This is a genomic window from Klebsiella sp. HMSC16C06, from assembly GCF_001808325.1.
Classification (GTDB): Bacteria; Pseudomonadota; Gammaproteobacteria; order Enterobacterales; family Enterobacteriaceae; genus Klebsiella; species Klebsiella variicola.
The window spans coordinates 96,469-109,059 of sequence record NZ_KV793000.1; the positions used below are offsets into that span (position 1 = coordinate 96,469).

The 12,591-nt window shown below is 57.8% G+C and carries 11 protein-coding genes and 1 pseudogene; 4 read left to right on the top strand and 8 right to left on the bottom strand.

Translation table 11 applies throughout. The features are described 5' to 3' along the window. Positions 1 to 62: 62 nt before the first annotated feature. The 5 genes from HMPREF3142_RS11750 to exbB all read right to left on the bottom strand — a co-directional run bounded on the left by HMPREF3142_RS11750 (position 63) and on the right by exbB (position 3,237). Positions 63 to 350 carry a DUF2623 family protein gene (locus HMPREF3142_RS11750; protein WP_064171220.1) on the bottom strand — a complete coding sequence of 96 codons (288 nt, stop codon included), beginning with the start codon at positions 348 to 350 and terminating at the stop codon, positions 63 to 65. A 78-nt stretch (positions 351 to 428) separates the two neighbouring features. After that, complete coding sequence (gene yghX / locus HMPREF3142_RS11755) at positions 429 to 1,316, bottom strand: YghX family hydrolase (RefSeq protein WP_023323279.1); 888 nt, start codon at positions 1,314 to 1,316, stop codon at positions 429 to 431. 122 nt (positions 1,317 to 1,438) lie between these two features. Beyond that, complete coding sequence (locus HMPREF3142_RS11760) at positions 1,439 to 1,933, bottom strand: TIGR00645 family protein (RefSeq protein ID WP_008806498.1); 495 nt, start codon at positions 1,931 to 1,933, stop codon at positions 1,439 to 1,441. 140 nt (positions 1,934 to 2,073) lie between these two features. Continuing rightward, positions 2,074 to 2,499 carry a TonB system transport protein ExbD gene (gene exbD, locus HMPREF3142_RS11765; RefSeq protein ID WP_012967219.1) on the bottom strand — a complete coding sequence of 142 codons (426 nt, stop codon included), beginning with the start codon at positions 2,497 to 2,499 and terminating at the stop codon, positions 2,074 to 2,076. A 6-nt stretch (positions 2,500 to 2,505) separates the two neighbouring features. Further along, complete coding sequence (exbB, locus tag HMPREF3142_RS11770) at positions 2,506 to 3,237, bottom strand: tol-pal system-associated acyl-CoA thioesterase (RefSeq protein ID WP_004174395.1); 732 nt, start codon at positions 3,235 to 3,237, stop codon at positions 2,506 to 2,508. Between the two features lie 250 nt (positions 3,238 to 3,487). Between exbB and metC the strand changes: the two genes are divergently transcribed. After that, on the top strand, positions 3,488 to 4,675 hold the full coding sequence (metC, locus tag HMPREF3142_RS11775) for a cystathionine beta-lyase (protein WP_008806499.1): 1,188 nt from the start codon (positions 3,488 to 3,490) through the stop codon (positions 4,673 to 4,675). A 112-nt stretch (positions 4,676 to 4,787) separates the two neighbouring features. Continuing rightward, a complete protein-coding gene (gene yghB, locus HMPREF3142_RS11780; protein WP_004205217.1) occupies positions 4,788 to 5,447 on the top strand; it encodes a DedA family general envelope maintenance protein YghB in 660 nt (219 codons plus the stop codon). A 49-nt stretch (positions 5,448 to 5,496) separates the two neighbouring features. Here the strand turns inward: yghB and HMPREF3142_RS11785 are convergent, their stop codons facing one another. Continuing rightward, positions 5,497 to 6,396, bottom strand: coding sequence for an AraC family transcriptional regulator (locus HMPREF3142_RS11785; protein WP_012967218.1), 900 nt, complete (start codon positions 6,394 to 6,396; stop codon positions 5,497 to 5,499). A gap of 196 nt (positions 6,397 to 6,592) precedes the next feature. Between HMPREF3142_RS11785 and yqhD the strand changes: the two are divergent. Further along, positions 6,593 to 7,755, top strand: a pseudogene (gene yqhD, locus HMPREF3142_RS11790) (alcohol dehydrogenase). A gap of 145 nt (positions 7,756 to 7,900) precedes the next feature. Continuing rightward, positions 7,901 to 8,728: a 2,5-didehydrogluconate reductase DkgA gene (gene dkgA, locus HMPREF3142_RS11795; protein WP_008806502.1), complete on the top strand. Its 828-nt coding sequence runs from the start codon at positions 7,901 to 7,903 to the stop codon at positions 8,726 to 8,728. Between the two features lie 86 nt (positions 8,729 to 8,814). Here the strand turns inward: dkgA and HMPREF3142_RS11800 are convergent, their stop codons facing one another. Together HMPREF3142_RS11800 and ftsP are read right to left on the bottom strand one after the other, a co-directional pair. Next, complete coding sequence (locus HMPREF3142_RS11800) at positions 8,815 to 11,088, bottom strand: YgiQ family radical SAM protein (RefSeq protein ID WP_176747613.1); 2,274 nt, start codon at positions 11,086 to 11,088, stop codon at positions 8,815 to 8,817. A gap of 33 nt (positions 11,089 to 11,121) precedes the next feature. After that, entirely contained in the window at positions 11,122 to 12,534 is a 1,413-nt protein-coding gene (gene ftsP, locus HMPREF3142_RS11805; protein WP_008806504.1) for a cell division protein FtsP, read from the bottom strand. Between the last annotated feature and the right edge of the window lie 57 nt (positions 12,535 to 12,591).

A 12,591-nucleotide genomic window follows, 5' to 3' on the forward strand; every position in this document is an offset into this window, starting at 1 on the left:
CTTTCCCGCTGACGGGAAAGGGTTCCCACCACAGGACGGCTCCGCCTGCGAAGCCGTCCTGTTTAGCTTTCCAGCCGATAGCCCGCCAGAAAATAGCGCATCGCCATACCCGACCCACCTTCTTTGAAGAAATCCATCACCATATCTCTGTCAAGGCCATAGCGACGGGTCAGGATCCCCGCCTCCCACGCGCTGAGCTGGCGGTCGCCGGTTTTTTCAAACATGCGGTGCGAGTAGCCGAGCACAAACCCGCGTTTATAGTCGGTGCAAAAATTCGCCGCATGCGCGGCGGTGTCAGCATAGGATGCCTGTAGCCCCGCCATTAAGCCTTTGCCAAAATGATTTTCCATCGCGCCCTCCCAATCGCTGTATAATAAATTATATAGCGTTTTTTTGAGCGAGCGGTAGCGCTATTTATGTCGTTTGCGCTAGCGTAAATACTTCTCAAACCATGCCAGCGTGCGTTGCCAGGCCAGATCAGCCGCAGCCCGATCGTAGCGCGGCGTGGAATCATTATGAAAGCCGTGATTCACGCCCTGATAGAGATAGGCCTCGTAGACTTTATGGTGTTCCTTCAACGCCTGTTCATAGGCGGGCCAGCCTTCATTAATGCCGCTATCGAGGCCGGCATAGTGCAGCAGCAGCGGCGCTTTAATTTTATCGACCTCCTTCAGCGGCGGCTGGCGGCCGTAAAACGGCACCGCGCAGGCTAGCTCCGGGATCGCCACCGCCGCCGCGTTGCTGACGCCGCCGCCGTAACAAAACCCGGTGATACCGACCTTCCCCGTCGCCTGTGGATGCTTCGCCATAAACGCGACCGCCGCAAAAAAATCATTCATCAGCTTCACGGGATCGACTTTCTGCTGGAGCGCGCGGCCTTCATCATCATTCCCCGGATAGCCGCCGACGGCGCTCAGGCCATCCGGCGCCAGCGCGATATACCCCGCTTTCGCTACCCGCCGGGCGACGTCTTCAATATAGGGATTCAGGCCGCGGTTCTCATGTACCACCACAACGGCGGGCGCTTTATCGGCTATTTTCGTCGGCGTCACCAGGTAAGCCCGCACTTCGCCGTGACCGTCAGGAGAGGGATAATGAATATACTCCGGGCGGATATCCGGGTCAGTGAACGGTACCTGCTCTGCCAGGGCATAGTCGGGCTTCAGCAGATTAAACAGCGCCAGCGCGGTCATCCCACCGACGGTATATTTCCCCGCCAGCTGGAGAAACTCGCGTTTGCTGATTTTGCCGTGGGCATAGTAGTCATAATACTCGAGCAGCTGCTGCGGGAAATCTTTGGCCGTTAATCGCGTCATCACCTTGCCTCCGTTGTTAAGCGCCCTTTAAGCAAAGCAGAAGCCCGGACATACGCCAGCGCAGAGAAGCAGAAACGGGGGAGAAAAAAGCCCAGCGGCTAACACCGCCGGGAGAGAAGAGATCAGTGTTTCACTTTGTTCAGACGATCGAGATAGCCCATCACAAAGGCCGAAAGGACGAAGGTCAGGTGGATAATCACGTACCACATCAGCTTGTTGTCCGGCACGTTTTTCGCATCCATAAACACCCGCAGCAGGTGGATAGAGGAGATCGCCACAATTGACGCCGCGACTTTATTCTTCAGAGAGGTGGCGTCCATTTTACCGAGCCAGCTCAGCTTCTCTTTCCCTTCATTGATATCCAGTTGCGACACGAAATTCTCATAGCCCGAGAACATCACCATCACCAGCAGGCCACCCACCAGGGTCATGTCCACCAGCGACAGCAGCGTCAGGATCAATTCCGACTCGCTGACGCTGAAGATATGCGGCAGAACGTGGACGATCTCCTGAAAAAATTTGATGGTCAGCGCGACCAGCCCCAGCGAAAGGCCAAAATAAACCGGTGCCAGCAGCCAGCGCGAAGTGTACATAGCGTTTTCCAGAAAGCGTTCCATATAATCCTGTTAGTTAACAAAAAGAAGCGACATTATATCTCAGACAGATAACGTGATGGCAACGCCAGGCCAACACATCGCCGGCAGACGGCCATAAAAAAGGCCGGCGCGCGGCCAGCCTTTTCAGGAACAGAATCGGATTATTTGGCTTTGACGGTCTCTTCGCCCACCAGCCCGATCTTGAGATAGCCCGCCTGATGCAGGGTATCCATCACTTTCATCATCGTCTCGTAATCGACGGTTTTATCCGCGCGGAAGAAGACAGTGGTATCTTTTTTGCCGGCGGTCAGGCTATCCAGGGCGTTAATCATATTCGCTTCGGTAATCGGGTCGTTGCCGAGGAACATGCTCTTATCCGCCTTCACCGACAGATAAATGGGTTTTTCCGGTCGCGGTTGCGGCTGGCTGGAGGAGGCCGGCAGATTCACCTTCACGTCAACCGTCGCCAGCGGCGCAGCCACCATAAAGATAATCAGCAGAACCAGCATGACGTCGATAAACGGCGTCACGTTGATCTCATGCATTTCGCCGTTATCGTCCAGATTTTCATTAAGACGCATCGCCATAGCCGATCAACCTACCCGTAATTTCTGCGCGCTACGCACCGGCTTCACACCGCTGGCGCTGAGGTCCAGGTCGCGACTTTGCAGCAGCAGCACCTGAGCGGCGACGTCGCCGAGCGAGGCCTTGTAGCTGCCAATCATGCGGGCAAAGATGTTATAGATGACCACCGCCGGGATGGCGGCGAACAGGCCGATGGCCGTCGCCAGCAGCGCTTCCGCGATGCCCGGCGCTACCACCGCAAGGTTGGTAGTCTGCGTCTGGGCGATACCGATAAAGCTGTTCATGATGCCCCAGACGGTCCCGAACAGACCCACGAACGGCGAAATGGCGCCGATGGTGGCCAGATAACCATTGCCGCGCCCCATATGGCGACCGACCGCCGCGACGCGGCGCTCAAGGCGGAAACCGGTGCGTTCCTTGATGCCTTCATTGTCTTCCGCACCGGCAGAGAGTTCGAGTTCGTTCTGCGCTTCATTGATAAGCTGGGTGGTCAGGCTCTTCGCCTCAAAGGCGCTGGCGATATCGCTGGCCTGATCGAGAGAGCGGGCTTCCGCCAGCTGCTGCTGTTCACGTTTGAGGCGACGCTTGCTGGCGAGGATTTCCGCCCCTTTGCCGAAAAAGATGGCCCAGGTGACGACCGACGCCAGAATCAGGCCAATCATCACCACCTTAACGACAATATCGGCATGATGATACATACCCCAAACGGAGAGATCCGCCTGCATCAAATTATTACCCACGCTCTATCTCCACGACGATAATCACAAAATCTGCCCACAATAATATCAAAACGACATCGAATTGATAGTGGTTCTCATTAGTATTTACACTGTGCAGCAAATCACGTTTATTTTCCTTGCGCTCACGCAGTAAAAAAGCGGCTTACTGCGGGCCTGGTAAAATTTTCGCCTGTATCGGCGCCGCACTGGTACAGAAAAGAAGATTCATGCTAGTTTAGACGTCCAGACGTATAAAAACAGGTTCATCAACATGGCTGATAAACATCTTGATACCGCGCTGGTCAACGCCGGACGGAGCAAAAAATATACCCAGGGCTCAGTGAACAGCGTGATCCAGCGCGCGTCATCGCTGGTTTTCGATACCGTGGAAGCCAAAAAACACGCCACCCGCAACCGGGCTAACGGCGAGCTGTTCTACGGGCGTCGCGGCACCCTGACCCACTTCTCACTGCAGGAAGCGATGTGCGAGCTGGAAGGCGGCGCCGGCTGCGCCCTCTTCCCCTGTGGCGCGGCCGCGGTGGCCAACACCATCCTGGCGTTCGTCGAACAGGGCGACCATGTGCTGATGACCAATACCGCCTATGAGCCAAGCCAGGATTTTTGTACCAAAATTCTCGCTAAACTCGGCGTCGCCACCAGCTGGTTCGATCCCCTCATCGGCGCCGATATTGCCCAACTTATTCGGCCGGAGACCCGCGTGGTGTTCCTGGAATCGCCTGGCTCCATCACCATGGAAGTGCATGATGTGCCAGCGATTGTCGCCGCCGTGCGTCAGGTCGCGCCGGAAGCGATTATCATGATCGATAACACCTGGGCGGCGGGGATCCTGTTCAAAGCGCTGGATTTTGGCATCGATATTTCTATTCAGGCAGGTACCAAATACCTGATCGGCCATTCCGACGCCATGGTCGGCACTGCGGTGGCGAACGCGCGCTGCTGGCCGCAGCTGCGTGAGAATGCCTATCTGATGGGACAAATGCTGGACGCCGATACCGCCTATATGACCAGCCGCGGCCTGCGCACCCTGGGCGTGCGCCTGCGTCAGCATCATGAAAGCAGCCTGCGCATCGCCGAGTGGCTGGCGCAGCATCCGCAGGTGGCGCGGGTCAACCACCCCGCCCTGCCCGGCAGTAAAGGCCATGAGTTCTGGAAGCGCGATTTTACCGGCAGCAGCGGGCTGTTCTCGTTTGTACTCAACAAGCGCCTCAATGATGCCGAACTGGCCGAGTACCTCGACAATTTCAGCCTGTTCAGCATGGCCTACTCGTGGGGCGGCTTTGAATCGCTGATTCTGGCCAATCAGCCGGAGCAAATCGCTCACATCCGACCGGATGCGGAAGTCGACTTCAGCGGCACGTTGATCCGTTTGCACATTGGTCTCGAAAATGTTGACGATCTGCAGGCGGATTTAGCAGCGGGCTTCGCGCGTATCGTGTAAAGTGACAGTCAGTGGCAACAATAGCGGACGCTTTTGTTGCGCCCGGGATCAAGGTGCTCGGGTCTCTTCAGGAGTACACTAGTCAACAATACGGTACCACTTAGGAAAGTCCATGGTTGTCATTCAAGAGATTGTCGCCGCGTTGTGGCAACATGATTTTGCCGCATTGGCGAACCCTCACGTTGTGGGCGTTGTATATCTGGTTATGTTCGCCACCCTGTTTCTGGAAAACGGGCTGCTGCCCGCGTCCTTTTTACCGGGGGACAGCCTGCTGCTGCTCGCCGGCGCGCTGATTGCTAAAGGCGTCATGGACTTTGTGCCCACTATCGCCATTCTGACCGCCGCCGCCAGCCTCGGCTGCTGGTTGAGCTATGTGCAAGGGCGCTGGCTGGGCAATACGCAAACGGTGAAAGGCTGGCTGGCGCATCTGCCGCATAAGTACCATCAGCGCGCCACCTGTATGTTTGATCGCCACGGCCTGCTGGCGCTGCTCGCGGGCCGCTTTCTGGCATTTGTCCGCACCCTGCTGCCAACCATGGCGGGGATTTCCGGCCTGCCGAACCGCCGCTTTCAGTTCTTCAACTGGCTGAGCGCCCTGCTGTGGGTTGGTGTGGTCACGGGTCTCGGCTATGCGCTGAGCATGATCCCGTTTGTGAAGCGCCATGAAGATCAGGTCATGACCTGCCTGATGATCCTGCCGATTGCTCTGCTGCTGGCGGGCCTGCTCGGCACGCTGTTCGTGGTGATCAAAAAGAAATACTGCAGCGCCTGACGGCCACCTGCCGGGGGGCCTGCGCCCGCCCGGCTTGCCCTTCCCGATATTACATGCCCTGCATCGTGCGAATTCGTGCGGCATCTTCCCCGGGCGTCATACCGAAGTAGCGCTTAAACTCGCGGCTGAACTGCGAAGGACTTTCATACCCCACCCGCATCGCCGCCGCGCTGGCCTTCATGCCGTCATGGATCATCAGCATGCGCGCCTTGTGCAAACGGTAGGTTTTCAAATACTGCAGCGGTGAAGTACTGGTCACCGATTTAAAATTATGGTGAAACGCCGAGACGCTCATATTCGCCTCTGCCGCCAGCCGATCGACGCTCAGGTTTTCGGTGTACTGGCTCTCGATGTGTTTCAGCACGCGGCTTATCAAACTGAAATGGGTCTGCCGGCTGACCAACGCCAGCAGTGCGCCGCCGCAGGGGCCCGTCAGCACATAGTAGAGGATTTCACGGATAATCTGCTTGCCAAGAATGCGCGCGTCCAGCGGACGATCCATGACGTCGAGCAGCCGTTCGGCAGCGCATAAAATATCTTCGGAAAGCACTGCCGAATTTATTCCGCTGGAAGCGACGGCGGGCTGAAACAGCGGATCCTCGCCAATATCCATCAGCAGCTCCTGCAGTTGCAGGATATCGACGTTCAGACGCATCCCGGCGAGGGGCACCTCCGGGGTGGCAAAGGTTTCGCATTCGAAGGGCAGCGGCACGGTCAGCAGCAGATATTCATTTGTGTCGTAGCGAAAAGTCCGCTCATTGATATAACCAATTTTATGGCCGGAAAAGAGAAAAACGATCCCCGGCTGATACATCACCGGCGTCCGGGTACCCGGCTGCGTCCCATACAGCAGGCGGACGTCAGGCAGCAGCGAACTTAACAGTTCGTGCTTATCTTTCAGCTGGTTAATCTTCTCTGTCAATATCTGGCATATCTGTGCGTGTTGCATTGCCACCGCCTCTCCCGATGTTTCTTCACCCATACATTGTGCGCAGGCTGGCGAGAATTCTCCAGCCACATGGAGAAATAGGCAAGACATCGGCAGAAATGTGCATTGAGGGTCAACGGCGCCAGGACCACAATAACCGTCATCTGGCAGCGGTATCGTCCCTGTCGGCGGTTTTACTCTTTTGAGGACACTAGCAATGAATAATTTTGACCTGCATACCCCAACCCGCATTCTGTTTGGCAAAGGCGCGATTGAAAAGCTGCGTGAACAGATCCCGGCGGAGGCTCGCGTACTGATCACCTACGGCGGCGGCAGCGTGAAAAAAACGGGCGTCCTGGATCAGGTACTCACCGCCCTGAATGGCCTGGATGTCCTTGAATTTGGCGGCATCGAGCCGAACCCGTCTTACGAACTCTGATGAACGCCGTGAAGCTCGCCCGTGAAGAGAAGGTCACCTTCCTGCTGGCGGTCGGCGGCGGTTCAGTACTGGATGGCACCAAGTTCATCGCCGCGGCGGCCCATTACGACGCCGCTATCGATCCATGGGAAATTCTGGAAACTTATGGCAGTAAGATCGCCAGCGCCATTCCAATGGGTTCGGTTCTGACTCTGCCAGCGACCGGTTCTGAATCAAACAAAGGGGCGGTGATTTCGCGGAAAACCACCGGCGACAAACGCGCGTTTATGTCTTCGCACGTCCAGCCACAGTTCGCGATCCTCGACCCGGTTTACACCTACACTCTGCCACCGCGCCAGGTCGCCAACGGCGTGGTTGACGCCTTCGTCCATACCGTTGAACAGTACGTCACCTACCCGGTTGACGGCAAAATTCAGGACCGTTTCGCCGAAGGCATTCTGCTGACGCTGGTGGAAGATGGCCCGAAAGCGCTGCAGGAGCCAGAGAACTACGACGTGCGCGCTAATATTATGTGGGCGGCGACTCAGGCGCTGAACGGTCTTATCGGCGCTGGCGTACCGCAGGACTGGGCGACCCATATGCTCGGCCACGAACTGACGGCGATGCATGGTCTGGATCACGCCCAGACGCTGGCTATCGTGCTGCCGGCGCTGTGGAATGAGAAACGCGATACCAAGCGCGCGAAGCTGCTGCAGTATGCCGAGCGCGTATGGAATATCACCGAGGGCTCCGAAGAACAGCGTATCGATGCCGCTATTGCCGCAACCCGTAGTTTCTTCGAGCAGATGGGGGTGCCGACCCGCCTCTCCGATTACGGTCTCGACGGTAGCTCCATCCCGGCGCTGCTGGCGAAACTGGAAGAGCACGGCATGACCAAACTGGGCGAACATCAGGATATCACCCTGGACGTCAGCCGCCGTATTTACGAGGCTGCTCGCTAATTTAACCCCGCCTGATTCACCTCTCCTTACGTTAAACAAACGTCGGGGAGAGGTGTTTTTACTACCGTTTTTAGCTATTTCGTCCAGACTTAATGCTACCCCTCGGCGGATTCTGCCTCGCCGAGTTCATTAACAGGAGGAAGGCATGACACATCCAACCGTTATAAAACTACACGACGGCAACCTGATGCCGCAGCTGGGTCTCGGCGTGTGGAAAGCTGGCAACGAGGAAGTCGTCTCCGCCATTCATAAGGCGCTGGAAGTCGGTTATCGCTCTTTTGACACCGCCGCCGCGTACCAAAATGAGGCCGGCGTCGGCAACGCGCTGCACAGCGCAGGCGTCAATCGCGATGAGCTGTTCATCACCACCAAGCTGTGGAACGACGATCAAAAACGGCCGCACGAGGCGCTGAAAGAGAGCCTCAGCAAGCTGAAGCTCGACTATGTGGATCTCTACTTAATCCACTGGCCGGTGCCGGCGATCGGCCATTACGTCGAAGCCTGGCAGGCGCTGATTGAGCTGCAGCAGCAGGGGCTGGCGAAAAGCATCGGCGTGTGTAATTTCCAGGTCCCGCATCTGCAGAAGCTGATTGATGAAACCGGCGTCGCACCGGTGATCAACCAGATTGAGCTCCATCCGCTGCTGCAGCAGCGTCAACTGCATGCCTGGAACGCCACCCACAAGATCCAGACCGAATCCTGGAGCCCGCTGGCCCAGGGCGGTAAAGGGGTGTTCGATCAGAAAGTCATCCACCAGCTAGCCGATAAGTACGGCAAAACGCCGGCGCAAATCGTCATCCGCTGGCATCTTGATAGCGGTCTGGTGGTGATCCCGAAATCAGTGACGCCGTCGCGTATCGCGGAAAACTTTAACGTCTGGGATTTCCGTCTCGACAAAGACGAACTCAGCGAAATCGCGAAGCTGGACCAGGGCAAGCGTTTAGGGCCCGATCCGGATCAGTTTGGCGGCTAACATATAAAAAAGCCGGATAGCGCTGACGCTTATCCGGCTCTCCAACTGGCCCGGTCAGCAAAGCGCTACCGGGCACAACGTCAGGCTTAACGCCCGGCGACTTTACCGCGTTTGACCGGTTTTTTCGCCGTCGTTTCACCGTTAGAACGCTGATGTACAATCGGCGTGTGCTTGGTCAGCGCCGGACGGGTATGGCGGTTCTGGCGACGCGCTTCGCGCATCTCATCCAACGTCGGGGCAGGCACCAGGCAGTCGCGGCGTGAGCCAATCAGGTGCTTTTTACCCATCGCCTCCAGCGCCTGACGGATCAGCGGCCAGTTTGCCGGATCGTGATAGCGCAGCAGCGCTTTATGCAGACGGCGCTGTTTATCGCCCTTCGGCACCACCACCTCTTCGCTCTTATAGCCAATCTTGCCCAGCGGGTTCTTGCCGGTGTAATACATGGTGGTCGAGTTCGCCAACGGCGACGGATAGAAGTTCTGCACCTGGTCGAGACGGAAGCGATGTTTCTTCAGCCACAGCGCCAGGTTCACCATATCTTCATCGCGGGTTCCCGGATGGGCGGAGATAAAGTACGGGATCAGATACTGTTCTTTACCCGCCTGCTTCGAATAGGTATCAAACAATTCTTTAAAGCGGTCGTAGCTGCCCATCCCCGGCTTCATCATCTTCGACAGCGGCCCCTCTTCGGTATGCTCCGGGGCGATCTTCAGATAGCCGCCGACGTGGTGGGTCGCCAGCTCTTTGATATAGCGCGGATCTTCGACGGCGATGTCATAGCGTACGCCAGAGGCAATGAGGATCTTCTTAATGCCCTTCAGCTCACGGGCGCGACGGTAAAGATTGATCGTCGGCTCATGGTTGGTATCCATGTGCGGGCAGATATCCGGGTAGACGCAGGAGAGACGGCGGCAGGTCTGCTCGGCGCGTGGCGATTTGCAGCGCAGCATATACATGTTGGCCGTTGGTCCGCCGAGATCGGAGATCACCCCGGTAAAGCCGGGCACCGTGTCGCGAATGGCTTCGATTTCATTAATGATCGAATCTTCTGAACGGCTCTGGATAATGCGCCCTTCGTGCTCGGTGATTGAGCAGAACGAACAGCCGCCGAAGCAGCCGCGCATGATGTTGATCGAGAAACGGATCATCTCATACGCCGGGATACGCGCGTCGCCGTAAGCAGGATGCGGCACACGCTTGTAAGGCAGCGCGAAGACGCTGTCCATCTCTTCAGTCGAGAGCGGGATTGCCGGCGGGTTGATCCAGATATAGCGTTCGCCATGCTTTTGCATCAGCGCCCGGGCGCAGCCGGGGTTGGTTTCATGGTGCAGAATACGCGAAGCGTGAGCGTACAGGACCTTATCGCCTTTCACCTTCTCGAAGGAAGGCAGCAGCACATAGGTCTTTTCCCACGGTTTGGGCCGCGGCGGCTGCACGGTGATGCTTTTGGCTTCCTGCTTTTTCGGCGCAACCGGCTTGTTATCGGCACACGGCAGATCCTCACCGTACGGATGCGGGATGGGATCAATTTTGCCAGGCGTATCCAGGCGGGTGGAATCGACGCCGCTCCAGCCCGGCAGCGCCTCTTTCACCATGATGGCGGTATTGCGCACATCGCGGATCTGGTCGATGGTTTCGCCCATCGCCAGGCGATGCGCGACTTCCACCAGCGGACGCTCGCCGTTGCCGAACATCAGCATATCGGCCTTGGAGTCCACCAGCACCGAGCGGCGCACGGTATCGGACCAGTAATCATAATGCGCGGTACGGCGCAGGCTGGCCTCGATGCCGCCAAGGATCACCGGCACGTCTTTCCACGCCTCTTTACAGCGCTGGGTGTAGACCAGGGTGGCGCGGTCCGGGCGTTTACCCGCCACGTTGCCGGCGGTGTAAGCATCGTCATGGCGCATCTTACGGTCGGCGGTGTAGCGGTTGATCATCGAGTCCATATTGCCCGCGGTCACGCCGAAGAACAGGTTCGGCTTACCCAGGCGCATAAAGTCGTCTTTGCTGTTCCAGTCCGGCTGGGAAATGATCCCCACCCGGAACCCCTGCGCTTCCAGCATACGGCCGCAGATGGCCATCCCGAAGCTCGGGTGGTCGACGTAGGCGTCGCCGGTCACCAGAATAATGTCGCAGCTATCCCAGCCAAGTTGGTCCATCTCTTCACGCGACATCGGTAAAAATGGCGCAGGGCCAAAACAGGCAGCCCAGTATTGCGGCCAGGAAAAAAGGTCACGATCCGGTTGGATCAGGGATATTGCGCTCATATTGCTTCCGGGGGAAATGATAAAAAAATAACCAAAAGGGCGTGGATTATAAGCCGGAATGATAGTGGAAATGAAGGAGGATTTTCTCAAACCCTGACCGTGTTCCGGCCAGGGTTGAAGAGATTACGGCGCGGGATTCACCAGCATCTGGCCGATCGAGCCGCGGTCGGCAAGCTCCAGCGTCTGGCTCAGATACTGGAACGGGAAGTGCGGCCACGACGGCTGAGCATAGTAGACCAGCAGTTCAACCTGCCCGTCGACCCACACGGTGTCCTTCCAGCCGCGATCTTCCGGGAAGGGCGACGAGCCGTTGACGTTACGGATCTGGAACATCACCCCTTCAATATGGAACGACTGCGGGCGGTCGGCGCGCACCGTCCAGCGCTCCCAGGTCCCCTGTTGCGCCGTGATATCGATACGCTGCGGATCCCACAGCTGGCCGTTGATGCCCGGATCGTCGCCAAGGGTGATATCCCGGCTGCGGATCGGCGTGCCGGAGAGCAGTTCGGTCGGCAGCAGACGCACCGGCAGACTGTCGGTGACCAGCGGCAGCAGCCCGGTCGGCCGCAGGGTCAACACCAGCGTGGAGACCAGGATGCTTGACGGTTCAAAAAAGCCGCGGATACGGTCGACAATACTCGCCGCTTCTCCGCAGGTAATGGACACTTCATCGCCGTTGGTCATATCGACCAGAATTTCACGCCGTTCCCCCGGCCCCAGCGACAGCTGCTTGAGCGAGACCGGCGCCGGCAGGAACCCCTGATCCCCGGAAATCACATGCAGCAGTCGGCCATCGCTCATCTGCAGCTGATAGCGCCGGGAGTTGGAGGCGTTCAGCAGGCGCAGGCGCACCCAGCCGCGCGACACTTCGACATAGGGGCTCTGCACGCCGTTAACCAGCAGCGTATCGCCAACGAAGCCGCCGCTCCCCGGTTCGCTATATTCCGGCGTGCCGAAGTTATCCAGCCGCTTGTCCTGAATGATCACCGGGAAGTCATCAACGCCGTAGTGGTTAGGGATTGGCAGGTTCTTGCTGACCTCATCTTCCACCAGCCACATGCCGGCCAGGCCGTTGTATACCTGCTTCGCCATCCGGTTCGGCGTGTTGGCCTGATACCACAAGGTGGCAGCGCTCTGGCGGATAGGCAGCACCGGCGCCCAGTCGGCGTTCGGCGACATCATACGCGCCGCGCCGCCGATCAGCGGGCCAGGCACCTGCAGGCCGCGGATGGTCATCGCGACATTCTCAGTCAGACGGTTGCTGTAGATAAGCTTGACGTCGTCCCCGCTCCAGACGCGGATCGTCGGCCCCATGTAGCGGCCATTGATCCCCCAGACGGGGGCGCGAGTGCCTGGCGTAAACGACCAGTGCGAACGCTGCAGCGTCAGAAACAGCGGCTGACCGCGACGCGATTCCAGCAGCGGCGGAACCGGCAGCGCAAGCTGCTGGCCGGCGGCATGGGCTTTCAGCGGCGCGGCGCCAGCGCACAGCGCTACGCCGGAAGCCTTAATAAACTGACGCCGACTGAGTGACATATTAACTCCATGACATACTGACAAATGAAAAAGGGAATTCGTTTCCCGCCAGCAATA